The organism is Bradyrhizobium sp. BTAi1 (assembly GCF_000015165.1).
Lineage (GTDB): Bacteria > Pseudomonadota > Alphaproteobacteria > Rhizobiales > Xanthobacteraceae > Bradyrhizobium > Bradyrhizobium denitrificans.
Genome location: NC_009485.1, coordinates 5915473 through 5941385, shown reverse-complemented (window position 1 = coordinate 5941385; position 25913 = coordinate 5915473). Strand labels below are relative to the sequence as shown.

General features: G+C 64.9%; 24 protein-coding genes. 9 read left to right on the top strand and 15 right to left on the bottom strand.

The features are described 5' to 3' along the window. Positions 1-65: 65 nt before the first annotated feature. Positions 66-797 (bottom strand): alanyl-tRNA editing protein, encoded by a 732-nt coding sequence (locus tag BBTA_RS26600; protein WP_012045605.1) that lies wholly within the window; start codon positions 795-797, stop codon positions 66-68. Positions 798-941: 144 nt separating this feature from the next. Then, entirely contained in the window at positions 942-1670 is a 729-nt protein-coding gene (locus BBTA_RS26595; protein ID WP_012045604.1) for a hypothetical protein, read from the bottom strand. 96 nt (positions 1671-1766) lie between these two features. Here BBTA_RS26595 and BBTA_RS26590 point away from each other — a divergent pair, with 96 nt between their 5' ends. Continuing rightward, the gene (locus tag BBTA_RS26590; protein ID WP_256374722.1) at positions 1767-3278 is read left to right on the top strand and encodes an NAD(P)/FAD-dependent oxidoreductase; all 1512 of its coding nucleotides are present in this window, start codon (positions 1767-1769) and stop codon (positions 3276-3278) included. 246 nt (positions 3279-3524) lie between these two features. On the opposite strand, the gene BBTA_RS26585 is transcribed toward BBTA_RS26590, so the two are convergent. Beyond that, entirely contained in the window at positions 3525-3977 is a 453-nt protein-coding gene (locus BBTA_RS26585; RefSeq protein ID WP_012045602.1) for a MarR family winged helix-turn-helix transcriptional regulator, read from the bottom strand. A gap of 101 nt (positions 3978-4078) precedes the next feature. On the opposite strand from BBTA_RS26585, the gene BBTA_RS26580 reads away from it, so the two are divergent. From BBTA_RS26580 to BBTA_RS26570, 3 genes are all read left to right on the top strand, one after another. Continuing rightward, entirely contained in the window at positions 4079-6001 is a 1923-nt protein-coding gene (locus tag BBTA_RS26580; RefSeq protein ID WP_012045601.1) for an FAD-binding monooxygenase, read from the top strand. 139 nt (positions 6002-6140) lie between these two features. After that, complete coding sequence (locus BBTA_RS26575; RefSeq protein ID WP_041751628.1) at positions 6141-6386, top strand: PilZ domain-containing protein; 246 nt, start codon at positions 6141-6143, stop codon at positions 6384-6386. An 84-nt stretch (positions 6387-6470) separates the two neighbouring features. Continuing rightward, on the top strand, positions 6471-7340 hold the full coding sequence (locus tag BBTA_RS26570) for a tetratricopeptide repeat protein (RefSeq protein ID WP_041750905.1): 870 nt from the start codon (positions 6471-6473) through the stop codon (positions 7338-7340). A 2-nt stretch (positions 7341-7342) separates the two neighbouring features. Here BBTA_RS26570 and BBTA_RS26565 read toward each other — a convergent pair whose 3' ends face one another. From BBTA_RS26565 to cpaB, 4 genes are read right to left on the bottom strand one after another with little or no spacing between them, the layout of a single operon-like run. Then, positions 7343-8611 carry an AAA family ATPase gene (locus BBTA_RS26565; RefSeq protein WP_012045598.1) on the bottom strand — a complete coding sequence of 423 codons (1269 nt, stop codon included), beginning with the start codon at positions 8609-8611 and terminating at the stop codon, positions 7343-7345. After that, positions 8608-9345: a CpaD family pilus assembly protein gene (locus BBTA_RS26560; protein ID WP_041751627.1), complete on the bottom strand. Its 738-nt coding sequence runs from the start codon at positions 9343-9345 to the stop codon at positions 8608-8610. Before BBTA_RS26560 ends, BBTA_RS26565 begins: the two co-directional genes overlap by 4 nt. Before the next feature lie 32 nt (positions 9346-9377). Next, on the bottom strand, positions 9378-10847 hold the full coding sequence (locus tag BBTA_RS26555) for a type II and III secretion system protein family protein (RefSeq protein WP_012045596.1): 1470 nt from the start codon (positions 10845-10847) through the stop codon (positions 9378-9380). Positions 10848-10864: 17 nt separating this feature from the next. Further along, a complete protein-coding gene (cpaB, locus tag BBTA_RS26550; protein ID WP_012045595.1) occupies positions 10865-11665 on the bottom strand; it encodes a Flp pilus assembly protein CpaB in 801 nt (266 codons plus the stop codon). Between the two features lie 842 nt (positions 11666-12507). Between cpaB and BBTA_RS26545 the strand changes: the two genes are divergently transcribed. From BBTA_RS26545 to BBTA_RS26540, 3 genes are all read left to right on the top strand, one after another. Continuing rightward, positions 12508-13197 (top strand): PilZ domain-containing protein, encoded by a 690-nt coding sequence (locus BBTA_RS26545; RefSeq protein WP_012045594.1) that lies wholly within the window; start codon positions 12508-12510, stop codon positions 13195-13197. Between the two features lie 179 nt (positions 13198-13376). Continuing rightward, a complete protein-coding gene (locus BBTA_RS40905; RefSeq protein WP_012045593.1) occupies positions 13377-13532 on the top strand; it encodes a hypothetical protein in 156 nt (51 codons plus the stop codon). 231 nt (positions 13533-13763) lie between these two features. Next, entirely contained in the window at positions 13764-14693 is a 930-nt protein-coding gene (locus BBTA_RS26540; protein WP_012045592.1) for an aspartyl/asparaginyl beta-hydroxylase domain-containing protein, read from the top strand. A gap of 112 nt (positions 14694-14805) precedes the next feature. On the opposite strand, the gene BBTA_RS26535 is transcribed toward BBTA_RS26540, so the two are convergent. The 5 genes from BBTA_RS26535 to galE form a co-directional block, all read right to left on the bottom strand. Then, positions 14806-15828: a hypothetical protein gene (locus BBTA_RS26535; RefSeq protein ID WP_041750904.1), complete on the bottom strand. Its 1023-nt coding sequence runs from the start codon at positions 15826-15828 to the stop codon at positions 14806-14808. A 27-nt stretch (positions 15829-15855) separates the two neighbouring features. Next, positions 15856-16758, bottom strand: a complete 903-nt coding sequence (locus BBTA_RS40280) for a hypothetical protein (protein WP_148221507.1) — start codon at positions 16756-16758, stop codon at positions 15856-15858. 922 nt (positions 16759-17680) lie between these two features. Further along, on the bottom strand, positions 17681-18382 hold the full coding sequence (locus tag BBTA_RS26530; RefSeq protein ID WP_012045590.1) for a fumarylacetoacetate hydrolase family protein: 702 nt from the start codon (positions 18380-18382) through the stop codon (positions 17681-17683). Between the two features lie 47 nt (positions 18383-18429). Next, on the bottom strand, positions 18430-20235 hold the full coding sequence (locus BBTA_RS26525) for an ABC transporter ATP-binding protein (RefSeq protein ID WP_012045589.1): 1806 nt from the start codon (positions 20233-20235) through the stop codon (positions 18430-18432). 102 nt (positions 20236-20337) lie between these two features. Continuing rightward, entirely contained in the window at positions 20338-21351 is a 1014-nt protein-coding gene (gene galE / locus BBTA_RS26520) for a UDP-glucose 4-epimerase GalE (protein WP_012045588.1), read from the bottom strand. A gap of 131 nt (positions 21352-21482) precedes the next feature. Here galE and BBTA_RS26515 point away from each other — a divergent pair, with 131 nt between their 5' ends. Then, positions 21483-22529, top strand: coding sequence for a glycosyltransferase family 4 protein (locus tag BBTA_RS26515; RefSeq protein ID WP_012045587.1), 1047 nt, complete (start codon positions 21483-21485; stop codon positions 22527-22529). Here BBTA_RS26515 and BBTA_RS26510 read toward each other — a convergent pair. The 3 genes from BBTA_RS26510 to waaF form a co-directional block, all read right to left on the bottom strand. Continuing rightward, the gene (locus BBTA_RS26510) at positions 22511-23038 is read right to left on the bottom strand and encodes an HAD-IIIA family hydrolase (RefSeq protein WP_012045586.1); all 528 of its coding nucleotides are present in this window, start codon (positions 23036-23038) and stop codon (positions 22511-22513) included. The genes BBTA_RS26515 and BBTA_RS26510 overlap by 19 nt on opposite strands. Before the next feature lies 1 nt (position 23039). Beyond that, on the bottom strand, positions 23040-23579 hold the full coding sequence (locus BBTA_RS26505) for a D-sedoheptulose 7-phosphate isomerase (protein ID WP_049795403.1): 540 nt from the start codon (positions 23577-23579) through the stop codon (positions 23040-23042). A gap of 114 nt (positions 23580-23693) precedes the next feature. After that, complete coding sequence (gene waaF / locus BBTA_RS26500; protein ID WP_012045584.1) at positions 23694-24758, bottom strand: lipopolysaccharide heptosyltransferase II; 1065 nt, start codon at positions 24756-24758, stop codon at positions 23694-23696. Between the two features lie 149 nt (positions 24759-24907). On the opposite strand from waaF, the gene rfaD reads away from it, so the two are divergent. Then, the gene (rfaD, locus tag BBTA_RS26495) at positions 24908-25888 is read left to right on the top strand and encodes an ADP-glyceromanno-heptose 6-epimerase (RefSeq protein WP_012045583.1); all 981 of its coding nucleotides are present in this window, start codon (positions 24908-24910) and stop codon (positions 25886-25888) included. The last annotated feature ends 25 nt before the right edge of the window (positions 25889-25913 follow it).

Genomic DNA, 25913 nt, shown 5'->3' with positions numbered 1-25913 from the left:
CGCGTGAGACCCGGATGTCGCTGCGCTCATCCGGGCTCCGCGTCGCGAGCCGATGCGCGACGCGTCTACGCGCCCAGCATCCCGATTCGAAGCCGCCGGTTCTGCCGGCCCTTGTTGTCGACCTTCAGAATGCGAATCCGCCGCGCCCGCGCGGTCGACGCCAGGTGCGTGCCGCCGCAGGCCTGGCGGTCGAGACCGTCGATGTCGACGATGCGGATCAGGCCGTCGGCTTGGCGCGGCGGGGCGACGGATTTGGCGCGGAACAGGCCGGCGGTGGTCTGTGCAGTGTCGTAATCCATGTCGAAGGTGCGCACCGGACGATCGTCGGCGATTGCGGTGTTGACGGCATCCTGGACGGCGCGCAGCTGCTCTGGCGCCACCTTCGGCAGATCGAAGTCGACGCTGAATTCGTCGGTTTCGGTCATGCGGACGCCGGTTAGCAATGCGCCGTCGAACAGCGTGTAGACGGCGCTATTGACGAGATGCGCCACCGTGTGCTGTTCGCACATCCGCTGGCGGAAGGCTTGGTCGACGCGCAGCTCGATCATCCCGTCGGGAATGGCGTCGTCCCCGATCAGGTGCCAGAGGCCGTCAGCCGTCACCTCGAAGCCCACCACTTCGCGCACGATGCCATTCCAGGCGATCGTGCCGCGGTCCGGCAATTGGCCACCGCCGCCCGGATAGAATGGTGACCGCGCCAGCAGCACGGCGCCGGGGCGCGCGTCCAGCGTCGCGACGTCGAGCGCCAGGACCTCGGGATGGTCGACGGAGAAGGGGCGCGGAAGAAAGTCCGTCATGCGAAACGATTTGCCGCCGTGGCCCGGACGAGCGCAGCGACATCCGGGTTCACCGAAATCGCGTGAGACCCCGCATGTCGCTGCGCTCATGCGGGCTACGAATTCTACGCAGCGTCGTTCGTCCGTGCAATGTGCCTGCCGCCCTCACCGGCACGCCGCCACGCCGAACCACGCCATCCGAAACGCCCCGTCGCGCAGACGCAGGCACACGGTGTCGCCGGGCTGCAGCTGCTCGTACAGCGCCTGCGGCACATGGGCCTCCGAGGGCCTGGCGAACGGCCCCCAGGGCTCCAGCGTCACCTGGTAGGTGGCGAGCCTGCTATGGCCGAGATGCTTGGCGAGCACCCGGCTGCGCAGCAGCGCCGGGGCCGAGCGGTCGAGCGCGGTGTTGAACTGGCCGAGCGCGCCGAACGCATAGGCGCCGACGAACAGCGCCGCGAGCAGCAGCCGCCAGCCGCGCCGGCGCAGCTGGGTTTCGAACCGTGCGGCGACGATCAGGAAGATGATCGCGACCGCGATCGCGAAGGCCGTGAGCGGCAGCCAGCTGACGAGGTTGATGTCCGACAGCGTGCGCGCGGCGAGCGTGCCGGCGGCCACGATGCAGCCGGTGCCGAGATTGGCCGCCGCGTAGCCCGCGCCGAGACCGATGCGGAACCGGCCGGGAAAGCGCAGCGTGAGGATCAGTGCCAGCAGCGGAATGACGGTCACGACCGCGATCAGCTGCCCGGCCGGAAAGCTGGGGAAGAGCGACCATCCCGCCAGCCCGATCGCGGCGAGGGTGAACCCCAGGGCGATGCGCTGCGCCTGCGCGCTCCCGCGGTCCCGGCTGACGTCGTTGCCGGGCGTTTCGTGCTGCGGGGCGAGGTCGTTCATCACGAGATCCGTCTGAGGATGATCCTGTTGATAGAGCAGGAGGGTTGATCGAATGCGAACGCGCGCACGATTTGACAGGAACAGGCAGGGTTGCGACTGTCCGCCACCGGCGCAAGACGCTGGACCAGGGAACGCCAGGACCGCCTCATGTCAACAGAGCATGTCGACGTGCTGATCGTCGGCGCCGGACTGTCCGGCATCGCCGCTGCCTATCACCTGCAGCACAAATGTCCGGGCAAGCGCTTCGCCATCCTGGAGGGCCGCGGTGCGATCGGCGGCACCTGGGACCTGTTCCGCTATCCCGGCATCCGCTCCGACAGCGACATGTACACGCTCGGCTATTCGTTCAAGCCGTGGACGGATCCGAAGGCGATCGCCGACGGGCCGCAGATCCTGAACTATGTCAAGGACACCGCGACCGAGAACGGCATCGACCGCCACATCCGCTTTCATCATCGCGTCCGCCGCGCTGCGTGGTCGAGCGCAGACGCGCGCTGGACGGTGGAGGTCGAGCGCCGGACCGAGCAGGGGACAACGGAGACGGTGCTGATCACCTGCGGCTTCCTGTTCATGTGTTCCGGCTATTACCGCTACGAGGCGGGCTATCTGCCGGACTTCAAGGGCATGGCCGATTTCAAGGGCCGCATCGTGCATCCGCAGGCCTGGCCTGAGGATCTCGATTATGCCGGCAAGCGCGTCGTCGTGATCGGCTCCGGTGCCACCGCCGTGACCCTGGTGCCGGCGATGGCCAGGACCGCGGCGCATGTGACGATGCTGCAGCGCTCGCCGACCTATGTGGTGTCGCGCCCGGCGCAGGACGCGCTCGCCAACAAATTGCGCCGGCATCTGCCGGCCAGCCTCGCCTATCACCTGATCCGCTGGCGCAACGTGCTGTTCGGGATGTATTTCTTCCAGCTCAGCCGGCGCAAGCCGCAGCGTGTCAAGCAGCTGATCCTGGGCGGCGTGCGGGCCGCGCTCGGCCCCGACTACGACATCGCCACCCATTTCACGCCGCGCTACAATCCGTGGGACCAGCGGCTCTGTCTGGTACCGGATGGCGACCTGTTCAAGACCATCCGCGAGCAGCGGGCGTCGGTGGTGACGGCCGGGATCGAGAGCTTCACCGCGCGCGGCCTGCGCCTGTCGGATGGCCGCGAGCTCGAGGCCGACGTGATCGTGACCGCGACCGGGCTGGTGCTGCAGGTGCTCGGCGGGATCGAGGTGATGGTCGACGGCCGCAAGGTCGATTTTGCCAAGACGCTCAACTACAAGGGCATGATGTATTCCGACGTGCCGAATCTCGCGGCCACGCTCGGCTACACCAACGCGTCCTGGACTCTGAAATGCGACCTGACCTGCGAATATGTCTGTCGTCTGCTCAATTACATGGATCGGCACGGCTATCGCCAATGCATGCCGCATAATGACGACGCCTCGGTCACGCCGCTGCCGTCGCTGAGCTTCAGCTCGGGCTATGTGCAGCGCGCGGTCGCCGACCTGCCGAAGCAAGGCTCGAAGCGGCCGTGGCGGCTGTACCAGAACTACGCGCTGGACATCATCTCGCTGCGCTTCGGCAAGGTCGATGACGGCGTGATGCGCTATTCGTGAGGGCCGGGGGCAGGCGTACTGAGGTCGAACCTGCTTCTCTCGGCGCCCCGACCTCTCCACCCTCATCCTGAGGAGCCCGCCCGAAGACGGGCGTCTCGAAGGACGAGGCCCGTGTCACCTCGGCCTCATGGTTCGAGATGCGCCGCCATTGAGAGCCTGCGCTGTCGCGGTGTTCGGTGCGCGGCGCTCCTCACCATGAGGATGTGGCGTCGGAACGGCGCTGCCCACGGACCATGAGCGGCGTGATCACCGCTCGCTTGCTCCCTCGCGTAACGGCGCGCGGCTGAGCTCGTTGCCGGCGGCGATCGCCTTCTGCATCAGGCGGACCAGCTCGCGCGCCTCCGCATCGCTGAGGCCGCGCACCATCAGCCGCTGCGCCGCCTCGACCGCCGGCGTGATCGCGTCCAGCGTCCGCCGCCCTTCATCGGTGATCAAGAGCTCGCGCGAGCGGCGGTCGCGCGCGCTCGCCTGGCGGACGACCAGGCCCTTCTGCGCCAGCCGATCGATCACCCCGGTGATCGTGGTGCGGTCATAGGCGATCAGCCCGGCCAGCGTGATCTGGTCGATCGACGGGTTGGCGGCGATCGCCGCCAGGGCTGCGTATTGCACCGGCGTCAGGTCGAAGCCGGCCGCCTCGACCTCCGCCAGGAATACCGCCACCGCGATTTGCTGAAACCGGCGCGCCAGATGGCCCGGCATGTCCTTCATCTCGCTCAACCCGGTTCTCCCCCACGCTTGCTTGACAAGCATACTGATGATCAGCATACTGATCAATAATGAATGTGAGGGAGGGTGGTCACGTGCAGTTTCATCTCAATGGCTTCCAGCCGGGCGATCCCGAGATCTTCGATGCCGCCGAGCGTGTCACCAGCCACGGCGCGACCGGTCCATTGCCTGCAGAGGTCGACGTCCTGATCGTCGGCTGCGGTCCTGCCGGGCTCAATCTCGCCGCTCAGCTCTCCGCCTTCCCGGACATCAAGACCTGCATCGTCGAGCAGAAGCCGGGCCGGCTGCTGCTGGGCCAGGCCGACGGCATCGCCTGCCGGACGATGGAGATGTTCCAGGCCTATGGCTTCGCCGACCGCGTGCTGAAGGAAGCCTGCTGGATCAACGAGACCACGTTCTGGAAGCCGGACGACGCCAACAGCGCGCACATCGCCCGCAGCGGCCGCGTGCAGGACGTCGAGGACGGCCTGTCGGAAATGCCGCACGTGGTGCTCAACCAGGCCCGCGTGCACGACTTCTTCCTCGACGTCATGCGCCGCTCGGCGGCGAAGCTCGAGCCGCATTATGCGCGGCGGCTGCGCGATCTCGAGATCGATCATGCCGAGGACGCCGGCGATCACGGCGTGACCGTCCGCTTCGACCGCATCGATCCGGCGCATGAGGGCGAGGTCGAGACCGTGCGTGCGCGCTATGTCGTCGGCTGCGACGGCGCCCGCAGCATGGTGCGCAAGGCGATCGGCCGTGAGCTGCACGGCGATTCCGCCAATCATGCCTGGGGCGTGATGGACGTGCTCGCCGTCACCGACTTTCCCGACATCCGCTTCAAATCGCTCATTCAGTCCGCCCATGACGGCAGCCTGCTGGTGATCCCGCGCGAGGGCGGCTATCTCGTCCGGCTCTATGTCGAGCTTGCCAAGCTCGAGGTTGGCGAGCGCGTCGCGGGACGCAACATCACCGTCGACGAGGTGATCGCCAAGGCGCAACGCATTCTCGTGCCCTTTACGTTGCAGGTGAAGGAGGTCGCGTGGTGGTCGGTCTATGAGATCGGCCAGCGTATCACCGACAAGTTCGACGACGTGCCGGCGGCCGAGGTCGCGACGCGGCTGCCGCGCGTGTTCATCGCCGGCGATGCCTGCCACACCCACAGCCCCAAGGCCGGACAGGGCATGAACGTGTCGATGCAGGACACGTTCAATCTCGGCTGGAAGCTCGCAGCCGTGCTGGGTCGACGCTGCGCGCCCGAGCTGCTGCACAGCTACTCGGCCGAGCGCCGGGCGATCGCGCAGGAGCTGATCGACTTCGATCGCGAATGGGCTGCGATCCTGGCGTCGGCCGCCAAGCAGGGCGGTGCCGATGCCGCCAAGACGCAGGATTATTTCGTTCGCCACGGCCGCTACACCGCGGGAACCGCCACGCATTATCGTCCGTCGGTTCTCACCGGCGACGCCACGTTCCAGCAGCTCGCCACCGGCTTCGTCATCGGCAAGCGCTTCCATTCGGCTCCGGTGATCCGGTTGGGCGATGCCAAGCCGCTGCAGCTCGGGCATGTCGTGCAGGCGGACGGCCGCTTCCGCCTGTTCGCCTTCGCGGGCGCCGAGGATCCGACGGCTCCGAACGCGGCCATCCGCCGCCTGTGCCGATTCCTGAGCGACGATCCAGCGTCGCCGCTGCGGCGCTACACGCCTGATGGCGCCGACATCGATTCCGTCATCGATCTGCGGGCGGTATTCCAGCAGGGACATCGCGATCTCGCCATCGAGGCGATGCCGGAGCTGCTGCTGCCGCGAAAAGGGCGCCACGGCCTCATTGACTACGAAAAGATGTTTTGCCCCGATCTCAAGGGCGGCCATGACATCTTCGCGATGCGCGGCATCGACCGTGCCGCCGGCTGCCTGGTGATCGTGCGTCCGGACCAATACGTCGCCGACGTGCTGCCGCTCGACGATGTACAACGGCTGGCCGCGTATTTTGCCGGCTTCATGCGGCCGGTGCGTTGAGGCGCGCGCGGAGACGGTAAACGAAATGCAAATCGCTCCGCCGGATTCCCGGCCCTCACGCTAGCCAGTTCCAAATCTTTGCCCGTTAGAAACGATGTCTCCGGATGGACGACTGAGTGGGTGAGACCTCGAGATGTTGATGTTGGCGAACCGTCGCAAGAGCGAACGTCGGCTGTGCCGGAGGCTTGCGAAGATCTATTGGGGCACCGGCACCTTGCCGCGGGACTGCACGATCACTGATATTTCCGATGGCGGCGTCAAGGTGGTCGCGGAATTCGTCGAGATTCCTCCCGAATTCACGATCATTTTTGCGCCAGATCACCAGCGCAAGTGCAGGTTGCGGTGGCGGATCGGCTGTGAGTTCGGCGCCGAATTCATCGATTGAGGCGCCAACGACGGACCGCTTAACGGGACCTTAGGGTTAAACTGCCAGCCTGCGCGGCATCTGGTCCCGAAGTAGTTCAGTTGCATGCGTATGCGGCCCTCTCGTTGTTCTCCTGTGTTGCGGCCGGCTGCGTTCGCGCTGTCCTTTGCCGTCGTGCTGCTCGGCCTCGGCGCCTGCCAGACCACCGATCTGCAAGAGGTCACGGGGGCGCTCGGCGGCGGCGCCGACAAGACGCGCGCGCCGGGCGGCGATCCGCGCGCCGAGCTCGACCAGCTGCGCGAGCGCTTTCGTGCCACGCCGAACGATCCCGATGTGGCGCTGCGCTACGGCACCGCGCTGCGCGGCACCGGCCAGCGGTCGCAGGCGGTCGCCGTTCTGGAGCAGGCGACGATCGCCAATCCCAGCAACAAGGCGCTGCTGGCGGCGTATGGCCGCGCGCTGGCCGACAACGGCAATTTCCAGCAGGCCTTCGACGTGCTGAGCCGGGCGCATTCGCCCGAGGATCCCGACTGGCGCATCCTGTCGGCGCAGGGCGCCACGCTCGACCAGCTCGGCCGCCATGACGAGGCCCGGCAGTATTACGCGACGGCGCTGAAGATCGCGCCCGACGATCCCTCGGTGCTGTCCAATCTCGGTCTGTCCTACGCGCTTTCGAACGAACTGCCCAAGGCCGAGGAGCAGCTGCGCAGGGCCAGCGCGAACCCGGATGCGAGCCCGCGGGTCAGGACCAATCTCGCCGTCATCGTCGGGCTGCAGGGCCGCATGGGCGAGGCCGAGAGCATTGCGCGATCAGGTCTGCCGCCGGCGCAGGCCAACGCCAATGTCGCTTATGTGAAGCGCATTCTCGAGCGCCGGCAGGTCGCCCAGCGCGAGCTGGCGACGCGGCGCGATCGCCCCGCCGCGGGCCAGACCGACAAGGCACTCGCGCGCGCGCTCAGCCGCGCCGACGACTGAGCCTATTTCGCCCCGAGCAGCCTGGCGATCGGCGCCAGCAGCGAGCTGCGCTGCGGCTTCGGGTCGACGCGGCCGGTGAGCCGGTTTGCGATCTCCAGGAACAGCTTCGGCGTGCGGTTGAGCGCTGCGATCTCCGCGATCATCTGGCCGTTATTGGCGGCGGTGCCGAACAGCTTGCAGTCGAACGGAATCACCGCGACCGGCTCGGCCTCGACGGTCTTGGCGAAGCGCTTGAGGTCGATCTCCGGCCGGCGAGGCATGCCGACCTGGTTGAGGCAATACAGCGGCGGCCGGTCATTGGGCCGCGACGCCTTGAGCACGCCGAGCAGGTTCTTGGCGTTGCGCAGATTGGCGAGGTCGGGCTCGGCGACGACCAGGATGTCGTCGGCATTGATCAGCGCATGCCGCGTCCAGGCCGACCATTGATGCGGCACGTCGAGCACGATGCATTGCTGGGTCATGCGCAAGGTGTCGAAGATCGCGTCGAACGCATCGGCGCCAAAATCATACACGCGCTCAAGCGTCGCCGGCGCGGCGAGCAAATTGAGATGCTCGGTGCATTTGGCGAGCAGGCGATCCATCAGCGCCGTGTCCGGCCGGTCGGGCTGGAACACGGCATTGGCGATGCCCTGCATCGGATCCTGGTTGTAGTCGAGCCCGGCGGTGCCGAACGCCATGTCGAGGTCGATGACGACCGAGTCCAGCGTCAGATCGCGCGCCATGCTCCAGGCGACGTTATGCGCGACGGTGGATGCGCCGACGCCGCCCTTGGCGCCGATCACGGCGATGATGCGGCCGGTGATCACCGCTTCCGAGGCCGAGAACAGGCTGCAGATCGAGCGGATCACGTCGATGGTCTCGACCGGTCCGACCACATAATCGTTGACGCCGCGCCGCACCAGCTCGCGATAGGCGACGCCGTCGGCCGGGTTGCCGATCAGCACCACGCGGGTGCCGGGATCGTAGACGCTGGCGAGATCGTCGAGCCCGCCCAGGATGTCGCCGCCGGGCTTCGTCTCCAGCACGATCACGTTGGGCGTGGGCTGCGAATGGTAGGTCTCGATGGCGCGCGGCATGCCGCCCGCCTTGATCGTGATATGCGCCTTGCCGAGCCGGCGGTCCTGGCTGGCGGCGAGGATCGCCGCCGAGGTCTGATCGGTTTCGCAGAATGCCTGCACCGAGACGCGCGGCACCGGCGCGATATGGTCGTTGAGCGCCGCGCCGCTGGGGCCGGCGGTCTCCTCCTGGCTCTGACGGGACGCGTTGATCATTTGCCTGTATCGCTGAGCTTGGCCTTCTCGGCTTCCGGATAGGTCACGGCCGTCGATTCGCCCTTGCGGTATTTCTCGAACAGCGCGGAGCGGCGCGGCGTATAGGCCGCCACCTCGGCGCGCGGCTGCTCGAGATCGGCGGGATTGTCGATCATCGCAGCCAGGTTGCGCTGCGTGGCGCAGCCGAAATTGTGATAGTGCTGATTGTTGCTGTAGCTGGGATTGTCGATGTTGGGTCCGAGATCATCGGGCCACAGGCCGCAGGGACCGGCGACGGCCGCGATCTTCGGATAGCTCAACCGCACCGCGGCCAGCAGGCGGGGATCGTCCGGCGTATAATGCCGCAGCGTGATCGACCGCGAAGGCACGCCGCCGCTCGTCAGCATCGCATGGATCTCGCGATAGGTGTCGGCGGCGGCCCGGGCGTTCGGCGTGTCCGCGGGCACTTCGGCGACGATGGCGCCCGTGCCTTCGCGCTGCCAGGAGCGCGCGAGCCCGGCCACATCGGCGCGCTGCTGATAGGTCAGGCCGCCACGTCCGCTGCCGACGAACACGACGATCGATTGCCGGCCTTCCTCGACCGCGATCGGATGGCGGATCTTGTAGTCGTCCGGAATGGTCGCCACGACCTCGCCGGTCGTGGCGTTGCAGGCGCCGAGCGTCAGCGCGAGACCGATGATGGCACCACACCGGCGCATTGCGCGGCGGCCATTCTCTGCGTTTGTGTTCGACATGATCATTCCCCCGTCCCCGTGATCCCGCCGTCTCAGTCGATGATGAAGCCGAAGCCGGCCGGCTCGCCCGTGGCCGTGTCGACTTTTGCGGCGATGCCGTAGAGCCGGTTCATGCGGCCGAGCAGCGCCGATTCCGAATCCGTCGCCGGCGCGAAGCCGTCATCCGGACGCGCCAGCTCCTTCTGCGCCACGGCGCGCACGACATAGGGCGTCACCAGCACCATCAGCTCGGTCTCGTTGTTGACGTAGTCCTTGCTGCGGAACAGCTGGCCGAGCACCGGCAGCTGGTCGACGCCGGGCAGGCCGTTGATCGCCTGCTTGGTCTGGTTCTGGATCAGGCCGGCCATCGCCATCGAGCCGCCGGACGGAATCTCCAGCGTGGTTTCGGCGCGACGGGTGCGGATCGCGGGGATCGTGACCGACGAGCTCGACGTCGAGGTCAGCGCATACGACACGGTGATCGCGTTGTCGTTCGACAGTTCCGAGACTTCGGTCATGACGCGCAGGCTGATGCGGCCTTCGCTGAGCACGACCGGCGTGAAGTTGAGCGAGATGCCGAACTTCTTGTAGGTGATCGAGGTGGTGCAGACCCGCGTGGTCGGATCGCAATTATAGCCGCCGGGAACCGGGAATTCGCCGCCGGCGATGAAGGTGGCGGATTCGCCGGATATCGCGGTCAGATTCGGTTCGGCCAGCGTCTTGGTGACGCCCGCCGTCTCCATCGCGCGCATCGTCGCCGAGACCGACGACAATCCGCCGCCGGAAACGTTGAGGGCGTTGCCATTGACCAGCGACTTGCCATAGGCCGTGAACGGATTGGTGTTGTTGAAGTTCACCACCGCGGTGCCGTAGGTCATGCTGGCGCTGAGATCGATGCCGAGCTGCTTGACGATCTCGCGCCGCACTTCGGATACGTTGACCTTCAGCATCACCTGGTCGCGGCCGCGCACGACGATGGAGTTGACGACCTTGTCGGAGCCGCCGACCAGCCTGCTTGCGATCTCACCGGCCTGCTGCGCCTCGACGGGGCTCGACACCGAGCCGGTCAGGATGACACCGTCGCCGACGCCATCGATCTTGACGCCGGGAATGCTCTGGCTCAGCGCCTGGCGCACGCCGTTGAGATCGCGCTTGATCGCGATGTCATAGGCCGCGACCTGCTGTCCCTCGCCGTCGAAGAACACGACATTGGTCTGACCGACCGCGGCGCCGATGATGTAGGCGCGCCGCGCCGAGCGCACCACGGCGTTGGCGATCTTGGGGTCGGCGACGAGTACGTCCTTCACGTCCTGCGGAAAGTCGACGACGACGGACTTGCCGATTCCGAGCGACAGATAATGCACCTTGGACGAGCCGACCGAGACGACCGGCGTGTCCCGGTCCTCGGCCGCGTGGACCGGCGCCAGCGCCGGATTGATCGCGAGGCCGATCGCCGCCGCGGTCGAGAATGCGCGGACGAGCCAGGTCGCCGTCCTCACACGATGCTGATACCCACCCCTCATGGTCCCCGTCCTTTCGATCACTTCTGCGCCGTGAGCGAGCTGGTGATCCCGTAGCGAATGATCTCGATGGCGTTGCCCCGTCGCGCCATCTGCGTCTCGTTCTTGTTGCCGTCGGCCGCGTTCACGTCGGCGATGCTGCGCAACGCCAGCGCCAGCGAGCCGGACTGTCGCGCGCGCGCCAGCGTCTCGGCCTGCTCGGGCTTGAGCTCGAGCGTGACCGTCTTGCCGACCACCGTGTTCTGGCCTTCCTTCTCCTTCGGCGCCTGGTCGATCGCGAGCACGCGCACATTGGAGAGAATGATTTCGGAGCTGACGTAGTCCGGCCCGCCAGGCTTGTCCGGGTTCTTGTCGCGCTTCGACAGGATGACGTCGACGCGGTCGTTCGGCAGGATGAAGCCGCCGGCGCCGGTTTCGGGCGATATCTCGGTGGAGATCGCGCGCATGCCCGCAGGCAGGATCGCCGCCATGAAGCCCGATCCATCGGACTTCACCAGCTTCTGCTCGCGGATCGGCTCGCCGATCACGAACGGCGCGCGCGCGATGGTGCCAACGAGCTGGTTGGCGGCTTCCGGACGATCGCCGCGGCGGATGAAGATGTTGCTCGCCGCTTCCGGCCAGGTCTGCCAGACGAGGTCGCCGGGCTTGATCGCCTGTCCAAGGCCGATGTCGTTCTTGGCGACCAGTACCTCGACCGTCGGCAGCTGCGCGACCGGCGCGACGGCAACAGGCTGCTGGCTTTCCGAGGTGCTGACGAGATAGGCCGCGACGCCGCCTGCGCCGAGAGCGATGGTCAACACCACGATGCGTGCGGTCATCATACGCGTTACTACTTTCAACTCATGCGCCGGAGCAGCCGATCATCAGCTAACAGCGCGTGCCGTCCTTCATGACTAAGCGGCAATGGTATAAGCGAACTTGCACAAGGCAGGGCGCAGCGGCCGGCCAAAGCACCGATTGCGCAAGTGGTGAATCCGGCGTTAGCAGGCTATTCGTACAATTTGTCGAGCATGTTAGATGATTAACGCTGGCCGCGTCTGCGCGGGGAAGTAGTTGGTTCCGGTGCTTCGGCAAACCAGGGGTTGCCAAGCGTGACGAGCGGCGCGCCGGCGCGGTGCCTCGTTAAGCTTGTTGGTACAGACGCGCGATCCTCGGACCACCGTAGTCGGACGGGATCGCATCTTCAGCAACCGGAAACGGGTCGGACATACGATTCCGTTGGCCGGAAATCTCACCTCAAAAAACAGACTTTCTTAGCAATTATGCGCGCAGGTTCCGCGCATGATGGCTGGTACCTTTCTACTTATGATGGTGCGTTCAAAAATACACGCAAGGATTGCAAGATGCGTGTCGCACTGCTGCGAAAGCGGGGCAAGCGCCAGCCGGAGGACATGCAGGGCGATCGCATGTTGAGAGCAGCGCGGGTTGGCTGGACCTCGCTTCCGCTCTTCGGGCCGCCCGCCTTTGGCGGGCGCCCGAGGACGCGGGCAGATGTTGCGATGAGATCCAGGAGGCTGATGGTCGGGAGCGCCGTGCACGGCGCGGTGAGGCGACGCGGTTGCATCGCCCTGAGAACCATGAGGCCGGCAGCTGATTGCGCCTGCCGACACATTACACGCGATGGCCCCATCACATTTTCGGTTGGTTCATGGGGAGGCGTGGGATGTCGGTTGCCCGATTCCTGAAACAGCGCGCGGTCAGGATTCAGACGGTTGGATCGTATACGCTGCCGAACTGGTACGATCCGGAAGGAAAGCTGCGGTCATTCGCGTGTCGCACCACGCGCGTGTCGCCGTTTCGCGCCTTGCTGGACGTGCCTGTCGTCGGCAAGATCGGCGACCGCCTCACCAGCTATTTCCGCGAGTTCGGCAAGTTCGAGGGCCAGATCAGCGACACGGTTCATGGCGGCTTTCTGCTCGAGCTGGAGATGACGCGCGCCGAGCGCGCCAAGCTTGCGGAGAAGCTGGTCTGGCTGGAGAAGAGACAGCGCGATCCGACCATTCGCGACGCGCGCCGCGATGCGCGCTACGTGCCGGACAGTCCGCATTCGGCGCTGATGCTGGCCGATGGCAGCAGCATTCCCTGCCTGGTGATCGATGCCTCGATGTCCGGCGTCGCCGTCTCCTCGGAGCTGCAGCCGGAGATCGGCACGCCCCTGGCGGTGGGCAGCTGTGTCGGCCGCGTGGTCAGGCATTTTCACGACGGGTTCGCCGTCCGCTTCGTCGACCCGCTGGCGAGCATGACCGAGCTTGAACGGCGCGTGGTCACGCAGCCGACGCGGCCGACGCGGCAGCGGCTCGCCGCCCATGCCGATGACATCGTCGAGTCCGCTGACGAGTTTTTCGTGGTGTGATTGCGGCGGCCTCGTGCCGCCTTCGTCATGCGGTCGGTCCGGCATCCGCGGTTTCGCGTATTGGGGACGGGCGGGAATCGAGGCATGGAACGCCGAGCCCTGTGCACGGTTAACGCGGTGTTAAGCCCGACCGTGGACGCTTGCAGGGCCGGGTTCGCACGCCAGGAGGATTGAGTCCCATGGAGGCCCAGAAGACCGCAGTGGACGCCATCGTCGTCCTGACCGGTTGCGATCGCGACGCCGTGGCCGCCTGCATCAGGCGCATGTATCAGGCCGGCGTCCGCGACCCCAAGCGCCTGACCTTCAAGGGGCTGCAGGAGATGGCCAGGGGCTAGCTCTGGCGAGCTCCGGCGTCACGACCACTCAGGGCTGTTGCAGCCAGGGCACGCCCAAACAAATTTACCGGATCGTTCTGTTCACAACTTGCATCCGAGGGATGCAGCCCGCGGGGCTTCCCGCTATGCTGCGACCTTGCGGCTGCATCAGGTACCGTTTCAATCGTCGTCCGGGATGGCGACGTGGTTCTGCGCACTACGCTCTGAGCGGCCGGGTCATGGGAACCGGATATGCTGAGACAGCTTTTTGCGCCCCAGCTCGTGGGGCTGTACATCCTGATCGGGGCAACCATCTACGTCCATTTCCGCGGCAAGCAGCGGCTTCGCTTCGCCCGGCAGCTCGGCGATCACTCCACCTATCTCGCGCCTTACAATGTGCTGATGTATGCCGGCTCGGCCGTGCCGAACACGCCGGTCATTCCGGTCGAGCAGTTTCCGGAGCTCAAGAAGCTGACGGACAATTGGCAGGAGATCCGCGAGGAGGCGGTGCGCCTGTTCGACGAGGGTTTTATTCGCGCCGCCGCCGCCAATAATGATTGGGGCTTCTACTCGTTCTTCAAGAGCGGCTGGAAGCGCTTCTATCTGAAATGGTATGACGACTTCCTGCCCTCGGCGCGCACGCTGTGCCCGAAGACCGTGGAGCTGCTCAACTCCATTCCGAATGTGCACGGCGCGATGTTCGCGATGCTGCCGCCCGGCGGCAAGCTCGGCGCCCACCGCGACCCCTTCGCCGGCTCGCTGCGCTATCACCTCGGCCTGGTGACGCCGAACTCCGACAAGTGCCGCATCCTGGTCGACGGCGTGCCCTGCGTCTGGCGTGACGGCGAAGCCTTTATGTTCGACGAGACCTTCATCCACAGCGCCGAGAACGGCACCGACCAGAACCGCATCATCCTGTTCTGCGACGTCGAGCGCCCGATGAAATACGGCGTGATGACCGCCATCAACCGCTGGGTCAGCCACCACATCGTCAAGGCCTCGGCGACGCAGAACGTCGAGGGCGAGCACGTCGGCGTGCTGAACAAAGTGTTCGGCAAGCTGTATGAGTTTCATCTGGCCACGCGCAAGGTGAAGGCATGGAACCGAACGGTGTACTACGCGGCGAAGTACACGCTGACGGTGGCGATCGTCGGCGCGATCGTGGTGTCGGCGTTTCGGTGATGGACGGAGGAGTAGGGCGGGTTTGCGGAGTGTAATCCGCCGACCTTCGTCATGAAAGACGGCGGATTGCGCCTTCGGCTAATCCGCCCCACGCTTGCTAACGGGACCAGCGTCAGGCGCCGCCGTCCTCTTTGGTCATATCCAAGAGGTCGGCTTCCTGCTCATCGATTGGGTACTTGGAAAGCAAGTAGGTCTGCTTAAACGCGAGGTCAGCCAGCATATTCTTGTATTCATGTGCCAAATCCAGGAACTGGGCTGTTGCCCATTCGCTCTGCTTCACGATGAATACGCTAGCTAAAAAATCGCAACGCGCCCAGAGATACTGGAAAAAGGCTGTTTTTAGTTTATCGAGAGATGTGTGCTGACGGTCGTCGCACTGAGCTTTGATGTGGTCAAATGCGCCTTCAATTTCCGCACATACTCGTTGAACCGCTTCGTCAGTGCTCTCGTTGTCCTTGATCGAGCCGTACTTAGGGCTAATCAAAACATCGCTGTACTGTATTTCAAATTGAGAGGTCAACCAAAGTGCATCCTCCACGCACTGAAGCGGGTCATCATCGCTATCTTTGAGAAAGCCGAGAACGTCAGTTTCGTGAATAAGCTTGTGGCGCGCATCGAAGACACGCTCTAAGCGGTCAAGCTTCGCTGCATACTCCTTATTCAGCGAAATGTCGCCGTCTGTGTGGATGTTCACGGAGTCCCATGGAAAATCGTGCGGTTTGCCGAGGAGTACGGTAAAGAAGTGACACGCTCTATCGCGATAAGCCGCCAAGCTCGAAACCGAAATGTTTGCCGCGACGATGTCAGCTAGGCCAAAAGTCTTAGTTGTTGCTGAAATCAACGTATCGGTGTCGACGTGAATGTCCTTGTAAAGTTCCCTAAGCATATCCGGAAAATCATCGAATACTTCCGCTGCGGCTGCGTAAAAGTACCTAATGTGGCTTTCTAGGCAGGTGCAGATACCGACAAGAAGATACTTTCGGTACGAGGCTGGAGCGTTTGCATAATCCTCTTTAAGTTGCCAAAGACGTTCTTCTGCAGCTCCGGCAGCATCATGGTAGCTAGCACCACCTCTGCGTTTAGCGAACTCGGCGATCTTTTGTTGAGATGCGAGACGCTTCGGACTTTTAGACATGGACGCCTCTCAAGTGGTGGTAGATCTTCATTGATCATCCCAACAGGTCAGGCAGGTACCATCCATGGAGATCACATTAGATTTACACTCAGGATGAGCGCAAGCTTGTCGTTGTATTTCGTGAATTTCGTCGCACGCCATACAAAACAGAGTTCGGCTTTTAGAACTGTTAGGCCGGAGATGCGCTGTTCGATAGGGGTCGGCTTCCGAATAGCGAGCGCAACTTGGGCAGTAATATCGACGAGCTTTCTTGTCGAAACCAAAGAAGAAGTTGAGTTTGGCTGCTCCAAGGAGATCAATTACGGCTGCTGCCTCGCTGCAGAGTTCGTCTGATACGTGGTCGCTGGAGTATGCAACCGAAAAGTGATCACTATTCTTGTATTCAGATCGCTGTTTCATCCAGCGAGTTGACGGTGCAAGCCGCGCGACGCATGTCAAGATCGCCTCTAGTAGTTCGGTAATCTGGATGGGTCGTCGATCTTTTCCGTGATGTATGATTTGATTTCGTCTCTTTCGAATGAGATCGAATCGCTCGATAAATGCTGGCTCCAATTGGTCTGCAGAGATGCTATTGTGAAGCTTGATGAGGTCTGCCGAGTCAATCGTCCGAAAATCGGAAAATGAGATGTCTTTCTTGTCGGAGGCGGGCCAGTCTCTTAGATCCTTGGATAGGAGAAGGTAGGGGCTTACTGCGGCGATTCTCGATTTAAGCGATAGTTCGAACCCTTGTTGAACGAGAATTAGAGCGTTGCCGAGGGGGGCTTGCGATTTCTGCCAATATTCATCGGTGACATCGCCGTCTGAATCCCAGTCCGAGACTTTTGCGTTTTTGAGTTCGAAGTGAAGTTGAATTATTATGGACCATGCTAAGTTGAGTGAATTCAAAGATGCGGTCATAAAGTCAGACGATGTGGGGACCTCAATGATCAAATTGCAGCTCCTTGAGGGTCGATCCGCTTAAACTTACAAACCGTCGCAGGTGGTCAGCGACAGCTCCGTTTGTCGACCGTCGGGCAAATCACATCCCCGACTTGATAACCTGTCAATGGCTTCCGAAAAACATAAATCACTTTACCGCTTCGCCAAATCAGCACTATTGTCCCCGCCATCCCGTTGCACGGTAGGGGACGGTTCGCGGTCGTCACGGACGTTGGCAGCGGGGAGCGGTGGACGCGGGTCGGCGCAGTGCTGTCAGCACGGACGAACGTCGGCTCGCGGACGGTGAAGGCGCGTGGTTCTGATACTCCGACGCTAGTATCAACCTGGCGATGATGCCTAACGGCATCGCGTTGGGGATGGTGGCCAGAAAGCCCGGTGCACCAGGAAGAGCGCGCTATAGCCTGTTAAAACTATCGCGTGGGGAAGGCCGGGTCTGTCCGGCTGTACCTGTGGTGACTGCCGCCTGCTTTTTTGTCTAGCAGGCGGGCCACGGGCCTCAGCCGAGGTCCGGCCTTCCTCGCGCCCTCCATTCTCAAGAGGGCGGGACTTTCGGGCATCACTCGGGCGCGGGATGCGTCGCGAGAATGTGGGTGCTCGTGTCTCTGATCAGCCCGATGCTGTTTGAGATTGTGGATCAGACGAGACTGCTTGCGCGGTGCTCACCCTCCCCTGGAGGGGGAGGGTCGCTCGCGCGCGCAGCGGGCGAGCGGGGTGGGGTGATCTCTCCGCGGGCGCCGGTGCCAGAGGAGAGATCACCCCACCCCGCCTCACGTTTCGCTTCGCTCCTCGTGAGGCGACCCTCCCCCTCCAGGGGAGGGTCATCCCGGTGCTTGGCTGCGATCTCGGGCGCGAGACCAAAAAAAGCCGCGCAGGGCGCGGCTTTTGGACTTGTTGCGAGGACCGTCGGCGCCGCTTACGCCGCCGCAGGCCCGATGCTCACCTTCAGCGTGCCGACGCCGTCGACGCCGCATTCGATGTTGTCGCCGGCGACGAGCGCCGCGACGCCGGCGGGGGTGCCGGTCATGATGATGTCGCCGGCGGCGAGTTCGACCTGCTGGGAGAGCTTCCAGATGATCTCCGGCACGTTCCAGATCAGCTCGGAGAGGTCGCCGGTCTGCTTCTCGGCTCCGTTGACCGACAGCCAGATCTTGCCCTTCGCCGGATGGCCGATCTTGGCCGCCGGCTGGATCGCGGAGCAGGGCGCCGAATGGTCGAACGACTTGCCGACCTCCCAGGGGCGCTGCATCTTGCGGGAGGCGAGCTGCAGGTCGCGGCGGGTGAGGTCGATGCCGACGGCGTAGCCGTAGACGTGGTCGAGCGCCTTGTCGGTCGGGATGTTCAGGCCGCCGCTCTTCAGCGCCACCACCAGCTCAACCTCGTGATGCAGGTCCTGAGTCAGCGGCGGGTAGGGGATCACGGCGCCCTCGGGCGCCAGCATGTCGGCATGCTTGGCGAAGAAGAACGGCGGATCGCGCTCGTCATTGCCCATCTCGCGGATGTGCTCGAGATAGTTGCGGCCGACGCACCAGATGCGGCGGACCGGGAAGACACCGGCTTCGCCGACGACGGGAAGAGAAGGCTGCGGGAAGGCCGGAATGACGGTGGAGGCGCTCATGAAATGGATCTCGGGTGCGGTGAAATAAGCGGGTCAGGAGGTCGCGGTCACGATGTCGCAGTCATGGGGATGACGTTCGGCCCCATGTCACGCTGTTGCAGGCGGAAGAACGAAGCATAGCGGCCGCCCCGGCGCAACAGATCGTCATGCCGGCCGCGCTCGACGATCTCGCCGGCCTCAACCACCAGGATGGCATCGGCGTTCATGATAGTGTGCAGGCGGTGCGCGATGACGAGGGTGGTGCGGTTCTGGCAGAGATGCTCGATCGCCTCCTGCACCTGGCGCTCGGATTCGGAGTCCAGTGCCGCGGTGGCTTCGTCGAGCAGGATGATCGGCGCGTTGCGGATCAGCGCGCGGGCGACCGCGATGCGCTGGCGCTGGCCGCCGGAGAGCTGGGTGCCGTGCTCGCCGACCGGCGTGTCATAGCCGAGCGGGAAGCTCATGATGAAATCATGCGCGCAGGCCGCCTTTGCGGCCTCGATGATCTCGGCCTCGGTCGCGCCCGGCTTGCCGAAGGCGATGTTGGCGCGGATCGAGTCGCGGAACAGATAGACGTCCTGGCCGACATAGGCCGTCTGCTCGCGCAAACTGCGGCGCGAGACCTGCGCGATCGACTGGCCGTCGATCAGAATGTCGCCCGCGGTCGCCTCGTAGAAGCGCAACAGCAGCGCCAGTACCGTCGACTTGCCGCCGCCGGACGGGCCGACCAGCGCGGTGACCTTGCCGGGCTCGGCGACAAAGCTCATGCGGTTGAGCACCGGCTCGTTGTCGCGATAGGCGAAGGAGATGTCGCGCAGCTCGATCTTCGCCTGCGTCAGCTTCAGCGCCGGCTTGTCGTCGTCGGGCTGCTCGCTCGCGGGGCTGTCGACCACTTCGAGCAGCATGCGGGCGCCGACCAGCTGGCTGTTGAGGTCGATGTTGAGGCGTGCGAGCCGCTTGGCCGGTTCGGTCGCCATCAGGAAGGCGGTCATGAAGGAGAAGAACTGGCCGGGCGTGGCGTTGAGCGCGACCACGGCATAGCCGCCATACATCAGGCAGCCCGCGACCGCGAAGCCGCCGAGCATCTCCATCAGCGGATTGGAGCGGTTGGAGACGCGGGCCATCTTGTTGGCGTTGCGCTCGACCACAGCGATGTTCTCGGCGATGCGCGCGCGCATCGCGTCCTCGAGCGTGAAGGCCTTGACGGTGCGGATGCCCTGCAGCGATTCCTGCATCGTCTCGAGGATGTCGGCATTGCCGGTGAACTGGCTGTGCGCCAGGCCCTTGATGCGCTTGACCAGCTTGCGCAGCACCAGCATCGCCGGCGGCACGACGACGAGGCCGAGCAGCGACATCCAGGGGTCCTGCGCGACCATCACAGCGATCATGCTGATGAGCAGCAGGAGGTCGCGGCCGATCGCGTTGATCAGCATGGTCAGGACGTCGGTGATCGACTTGGCGCCGGCGGTGAGGCGGGCGAGGAACTCCGACGAATGGCGCTCGGAGAAGAAGCTGATGCTCTCGCTCATCAGCTTGGCGAACAGCTGGCGCTGATTATTGGCGAGGATCGCGTTCGAGATCTTCGACAGGATCACCGCATAGCCGTAGGTCGAGACGCCCTTGACGAACAGCAGCAGCACGGTGACGCCGGAGAGCATGGCGATGCCCGGAATGCTCTTGTCGACATAGGCCTTGTTGATGACCTGGCCGAGGATGTACGCCGCGCCGGCGCTGGCGCCGGCCGAGACCGCCATCAGCGCGAAGGCGGTGAGATAGCGGCGCCAGTAGACGATGCCCTGTTCCATCACCAGTCGGCGGATCAGGATCGCGGCGCCATAGGGATCGTCGGTGATCTTCTTCGGAAAGTCGGCCATTCTGGTCCCTGGCCGCCGGGACAAATCGCCGGGCGGCCAAGTGTGCTTGCCCGCTCGGGGCGGCTTTTTCAAGCCCCCCGGCGTCCGGCTAAGTCGTTGATTCTAGGCCGTGGCCCGCTGCAGGGCGCCGCTGTGGCGTTCCAGGAACAGTTTCTCCTCCCAGGCCAGCGCGTGGTCGGCGATTGTTTCCAGATTGTCATAGGCCGGGGTCCAGTCCAGCAGCGCCTTGAGACGCGTGGTATCGGCGACCATGGTCATGATGTCGCCCGGACGGCGCGGCGCGTATTGGGTGGGGATGGCGCGGCCGGAGACGCGGCGGACCGCCTCGATCGTTTCCAGCACGGAATAGCCGCGGCCATAGCCGCAATTCAGCGTGACCGAGGAGCCGCCGGTGCGCAAATAGGCAAGCGCCGCGCGATGCGCCTGGGCGAGGTCGCTGACATGGATGAAGTCGCGGATGCAGGTGCCGTCGGGGGTCGGATAGTCGGTGCCGTAGATGTCGATCTTGGCGCGCTGGCCGGTGGCGACCTCCATCGCGATCTTCATCAGATGGGTGGCGCCGACGGTGGCAAGCCCGACCCGGCCCTGCGGATCGGCGCCGGCGACGTTGAAATAGCGCAGCACGACGTAGTTGAGCTCATGCGCCGTGGCAACGTCATGCAGCATGATCTCGGCCATCAGCTTCGAGGTGCCGTAGGGCGAGGTCGGCCGCGTCGGTGCGGTTTCGGTGACCGGAACCTGCTCCGGATTGCCGTACACGGCCGCGGTCGAGGAGAAGATGAAGCGGCTGACGCCGCGCTTGACCGCGGCGTTGAGCAGGCTGCGGGTGGTCATGGTGTTGTTGCGGTAATACAGCAGCGGATCGCGCACCGATTCCGGCACCACGACCGAGCCCGCGAAATGGATGATGCTGTCGACGCCGTGCTGGCTGATGACGCCATCGACGAGATGTTCGTCGCCGGCATCGCCGATGAACAACGGCACATTCTCCGGCACGAAGGCGGAGAAGCCGGTCGAAAGATTGTCGATCACCACCACGTTTTCGCCGGCTTCCGCCAGCGCAAGCACCATGTGACTGCCGATATAGCCGGCGCCACCCGTCACGAGCACGGTCATTGTTTGACGCGATCCCTGGTTTGTTTTCCGGCACACTAGCGCCAGCGAGATGAAGGACGAGTTGAGCGGGATGCGAACTGGCGGGGGTGCCTAATCTTGCGTATAGGGAAACGTTACAATTGGAGTGAGTTGTGCCTGCCGAGCCGTTTTCCGCCGCCGATCTCGACGTGATCGTGCCGAACCTGCACCGGCGCTATTCCGGCGTGACGGCGACGAACCGCATGGTGGCGCCGAAGCTCGCGCGCCGGGTGCGTGCGGCATGGCTCGGCACCTACGCGCCGGACGGGATTGCGCGCATGCAGGCGAGCGATCTCGTCATGCTGTGGCGCCGCCGCCGTCCGCTGATCTGGCATGCGCGCCGCAACAACGAAATGATTGCCGGCGTGATCCTGCGCGCGCTCGGCTGGCCGCTGAAGCTGGTGTTCACCTCGGCGGCGCAGCGTCATCACAGCTGGATCACGCGCTGGCTGATCCGCCGCATGGACGCGATCATCGCCACCAGCGACATCTCGGCGTCCTATCTGAAGCGCGAGGCGACGGTGGTGACGCATGGCGTCGATACCGACATCTACGCGCCGCCTGCGGATCGCGCCGCCGCCTTCGCCGAGAGCGGCCTGCCGGGACGATACGCGATCGGCTGCTTCGGTCGCGTGCGTGCGCAGAAGGGCAGCGACGTGTTCGTTGCCGCGATGTGCCGGCTGTTGCCGCGCTATCCGGATTTTTCGGCCGTGCTGGTCGGCGCCGTCACGCCGGAGCAGCTGCCGTTCGCGGGCGAGTTGCGCAAGCAGATCGCCGCGGCGGGCCTGGAGCAGCGCATCGTCATCACCGGCGAGCTCGACATCGCCGAGGTGCAGCGCTGGTATCAGCGGCTGACGATCTACGCCTTCACCTCGCGCAATGAAGGCTTTGGCCTGACCTTGATCGAGGCGATGGCCGCCGGCGCGGCGCTGGTGGCGGCGCGCGCCGGTGCTGCAGAGATCGTGGTCGAGGAGGGCGTCACCGGCGTGCTGGTGCCGCCCGGCGATGTCGAGGCGCTGGTTGCGGCGCTCGAACCGCTGATGCGCGATCCAGCCGCGGCGCGCGCGATGGGAGAGCGGGCGCGGACACGCGTCATCGAGAGGTTCAGCCTCGAGGCCGAGGCCGACAAGATCGCCGCCGTCTATCGCCGGCTGGTCTGAGCGATGATGTCGGCGACGAACGCATCGAGGTCGCCGCCGGCGAACAGAAAACCGGGCAGGCCGGCGGCCTCGGCGGCCGCGATGTCGGAGGCACGGTCGCCGATCACGAAGCTGCCCTCGCGCTGGACCGGCCAGTGCTGCATCAGATCGAGGATCATGCCCGGCGCCGGCTTGCGCCAGGGATGCTCGCGCAGATACCGTTCGACGGTGCCTTCGGTGTGATAGGGGCAGTAGCGGATGTCGTCGATCACGGCGCCCTGCGCCGTGAGCTCCGTGCGCATCCAGTCATGCAGGCTGAGGACATCGTCCTCCGTAAATAGCCCGCGGGCGACGCCGGACTGGTTGGTGAACAGGAAGACGTGATAGCCGGAGTCATTGAGCCGCCTGATCGCAGGGGCCACATTCGGCATCCAGCGGATCCGCTCAGGGCTGCCGATGTAGTTGTCGTCATGATTGATGACGCCATCGCGGTCCAGGAATGCCGCCGGCTTGAGCTGGGCTTTCGTCATGTCAGCTGAGATCCTGCATCAGCGCCGCCTCGATCGTCTCGCAGATGCCGTGCGCAGTCGCCAGGTGGATCTGCTGGATCAGCGGTGTGTCGTCGCTCGGCGCCACGAGCAATTCGTCGCACAGTTCGCCCATCGCAAGGCCGTTTGCGCCGGTGAATCCGATGGTGGTCAGGCCGCGCTCGCGCGCCTTGCGCAGCGCGTTGAGGATGCTCGGCGAGCGCCCGGAGGTCGAGATCGCCAGCAGCACGTCGCCGCTGGTGCCAAGTCCCTCGACCTGCCGGGCGAAGACGTGATCGAATCCGTAATCATTGCCGATCGCGGTCAGCGCCGAGGTGTCGGTGGTGAGCGCGATCGCGGCAAAGGCAGGTCGCTCCTGCTTGTAGCGGCCGACGATTTCCGCGGCAATGTGCTGCGCATCCGCCGCGCTGCCGCCATTGCCGACGATCAGGAGCTTGCGGCCGCTGCGCAGGGCCGTAACGATTTTGGCGGCGATCCGCCCGGCGCTGGCCAGCAGCGCCGTATCCTGGGCGGCGCGCGCCATCGCCGCGTGAGAGCGGGCGAGATGGCTGGCAATGAGATCGTCGGCTGCGCGGTTCACGATGGCGGCTCGGGCTGTGGTGAGGCCGGTGTATTGGGCGGGCGGCCGCTTCGCAAGCTAATGCGCGACGCTCGCCGCCGCATCCGCCAGCACCTGCCGGGCAATGGCCGCGACATCGCCGGCGGGGATGTCGCGCATGCAGCGGTGGTCGTTCATCCGGCAGACCGGACGGTGGCACGGCTGGCAGGGGACCTGCGTCTTGGTCTGGACGGTCGCCGCTAGGCCGTTCAGCGGCGCCCAATGGTACGGGCTGGTGGGACCGAAGATGCCCATGGTTGGCGTGCCCAGCGCGGCGGCGATGTGCATCAGGCCCGAATCGTTGGAAATCGCTACACCGGCCGCGGCCATGGCGAGAATGCCGTTGCGCAGGTCGGTCCCGGTCAGATCACGGACGGCAGGTCCGCCGGAGGCGACGATCTCGGCGGCGAGCGGCTTCTCGCCGGGGCCGCCGACCACCCAGACGTCCAAGCCGGCGTCGCGCAGCAGCCGCGCAGCCTCGCCGTAGAACGGCCAGCGCTTGGCCGCGCCGACCGAACCGGGCGCCAGCGCCACCGCCGGCCGGCTGCCCAGCCCCTGGGCTTCGCGCCAGCGTGCGACCTGCTCCGGAGGTACCCGCAGCTGCGGGACCGGCCATTCGGGCGGCAGCCCCGCACCGTCAGGCAGGGCCAGCGCGGCGTTCTTGTCGATGAAGCGGGGCAGGGCCTTCTCGCCCCAGCGCCACTGGTTGAGCAGCCCGAACCGGGCCTCGCCGACGAAGCCCACCCGCTCAGGGATGCCGGCAAGCGCCGGCGCAAGTGCCGCCTTCCAGGTCCGCGGCATCACCAGGGCGGTCCGATAGTGGCGTTGGCGCAACAGGCTGGCGAGCTGCCACTGTTTAGCGAGCGCCAGCCGGCTGCGCGGCAGGTCCCAGACAATGCCGGAGCGGACGCCGGGCATGTAATCGACCAGCGGGGCGCAGAGCGAGGTCACCAGCAGGTCCACAGGACGGTTCGGCCAGCGCTCCTTGAGCACCCGCACCACGGTGTGGCCGCGCACGAAATCCCCGATCCACATATAGGGAATGATCAGGATCGGGCTGGTGTCCGTCTCGTCCACCTCGATTTTGGGCGAATTGGAATTCATTCTTTGATTGCCTAGCTTCGGGCCGCTGGTAGCCGCTCGGCCGCCGCAGGTAAAGTGGGCCCGGCGCGTCGTCACCAAAGCGCTTACACTTTGCCGCCGCATGCGCTACGCGAGGGCCGGGTTTTTCGGGATCAGGGACTGGTTACGGAATGTTGCTGGTGACCGGCGGCGCCGGCTTTATCGGATCGAATCTGGTTGCGGCGCTGAACGATGCCGGCCGCACCGACGTCGTCGTGTGCGACACGCTCGGCAGCGAAGGCAAGTGGCGCAATCTCGCCAAGCGTCAGCTGGCCGATGTGGTGCCGCCCACCGAGCTCGACGCCTGGCTGAAGGGCCGGCGGCTGGATGCGGTCCTGCACATGGGCGCGATCTCCGCCACCACGGTGACCGATGGGGACCTGGTGATGGAGCGCAATTTTCGGAGCTCGCTTCGCCTGCTCGACTGGTGCACCGCGAGTTCCACCCCGTTCATCTATGCGTCATCGGCCGCGACCTATGGCGATGGTCGCCAAGGCTTCCAGGACGATCCGTCGCTCGCTGCGCTCAAGGCGCTGCGGCCGATGAATCTCTACGGCTGGAGCAAGCAGCTGTTCGACACCGCGATCGCTGCGCGTGCCGAACGGGGCGAGGCGCTGCCGCCGCAATATGCCGGATTGAAATTCTTCAACGTGTTCGGTCCCAATGAGTACCACAAGGGATCGATGATGAGCGTGCTCACCCGTCGCTTCGACGACATCAAGGCCGGACACACGCTACAGCTGTTCAAGTCGCACCGCGAGGGCATCGCCGACGGCGACCAACGCCGCGACTTCATCTATGTCGACGACGTCGTGCGCGTCATGATGTGGCTGTTGGCCTCGCCGTCGGTGTCCGGCCTGTTCAACGTCGGCACGGGCCAAGCCCGCAGCTTCAAGGAGATGATGCTCGCGGCCTATGCCACGCTCGGAGCGACACCCCGGATCGAGTATATCGACATGCCCGAAGCGATTCGCGGCAGCTACCAATACTTCACCCAGGCCAAGATCGACCGTCTGCTGGCCGCCGGCTACAATGGCGGCTTCACGCCGCTCGAGGACGCGGTCGCCCACTATATCAGGGGCTATCTCGATTCCGCCGACCGCTTCCGATAGACGAGTCCCGATTGGTCCCACTTGC

Excerpts from the sequence above, each read along its gene's own strand:
- BBTA_RS40905 (WP_012045593.1), top strand. The coding sequence starts at position 13,377 with ATGGAGGCCCAGAAGACCGCAGTGGACGCCATCGTCGTCCTGACCGGT.
- BBTA_RS26510 (WP_012045586.1), bottom strand. The coding sequence starts at position 23,038 with ATGACGAAAGCCCAGCTCAAGCCGGCGGCATTCCTGGACCGCGATGGC.
- BBTA_RS26535 (WP_041750904.1), bottom strand. The coding sequence starts at position 15,828 with ATGTCTAAAAGTCCGAAGCGTCTCGCATCTCAACAAAAGATCGCCGAG.
- BBTA_RS26585 (WP_012045602.1), bottom strand. The coding sequence starts at position 3,977 with ATGCCGGGCCATCTGGCGCGCCGGTTTCAGCAAATCGCGGTGGCGGTA.
- BBTA_RS26595 (WP_012045604.1), bottom strand. The coding sequence starts at position 1,670 with ATGAACGACCTCGCCCCGCAGCACGAAACGCCCGGCAACGACGTCAGC.
- cpaB (WP_012045595.1), bottom strand. The coding sequence starts at position 11,665 with ATGATGACCGCACGCATCGTGGTGTTGACCATCGCTCTCGGCGCAGGC.
- BBTA_RS26575 (WP_041751628.1), top strand. The coding sequence starts at position 6,141 with ATGTTGGCGAACCGTCGCAAGAGCGAACGTCGGCTGTGCCGGAGGCTT.
- BBTA_RS26600 (WP_012045605.1), bottom strand. The coding sequence starts at position 797 with ATGACGGACTTTCTTCCGCGCCCCTTCTCCGTCGACCATCCCGAGGTC.
- rfaD (WP_012045583.1), top strand. The coding sequence starts at position 24,908 with ATGTTGCTGGTGACCGGCGGCGCCGGCTTTATCGGATCGAATCTGGTT.
- BBTA_RS26540 (WP_012045592.1), top strand. The coding sequence starts at position 13,764 with ATGCTGAGACAGCTTTTTGCGCCCCAGCTCGTGGGGCTGTACATCCTG.
- galE (WP_012045588.1), bottom strand. The coding sequence starts at position 21,351 with ATGACCGTGCTCGTGACGGGTGGCGCCGGCTATATCGGCAGTCACATG.
- waaF (WP_012045584.1), bottom strand. The coding sequence starts at position 24,758 with ATGAATTCCAATTCGCCCAAAATCGAGGTGGACGAGACGGACACCAGC.
- BBTA_RS26555 (WP_012045596.1), bottom strand. The coding sequence starts at position 10,847 with ATGAGGGGTGGGTATCAGCATCGTGTGAGGACGGCGACCTGGCTCGTC.
- BBTA_RS26525 (WP_012045589.1), bottom strand. The coding sequence starts at position 20,235 with ATGGCCGACTTTCCGAAGAAGATCACCGACGATCCCTATGGCGCCGCG.
- BBTA_RS26530 (WP_012045590.1), bottom strand. The coding sequence starts at position 18,382 with ATGAGCGCCTCCACCGTCATTCCGGCCTTCCCGCAGCCTTCTCTTCCC.
- BBTA_RS26565 (WP_012045598.1), bottom strand. The coding sequence starts at position 8,611 with ATGATCAACGCGTCCCGTCAGAGCCAGGAGGAGACCGCCGGCCCCAGC.
- BBTA_RS26545 (WP_012045594.1), top strand. The coding sequence starts at position 12,508 with ATGTCGGTTGCCCGATTCCTGAAACAGCGCGCGGTCAGGATTCAGACG.
- BBTA_RS26560 (WP_041751627.1), bottom strand. The coding sequence starts at position 9,345 with ATGTCGAACACAAACGCAGAGAATGGCCGCCGCGCAATGCGCCGGTGT.
- BBTA_RS26505 (WP_049795403.1), bottom strand. The coding sequence starts at position 23,579 with ATGGCGCGCGCCGCCCAGGATACGGCGCTGCTGGCCAGCGCCGGGCGG.
- BBTA_RS26570 (WP_041750905.1), top strand. The coding sequence starts at position 6,471 with ATGCGTATGCGGCCCTCTCGTTGTTCTCCTGTGTTGCGGCCGGCTGCG.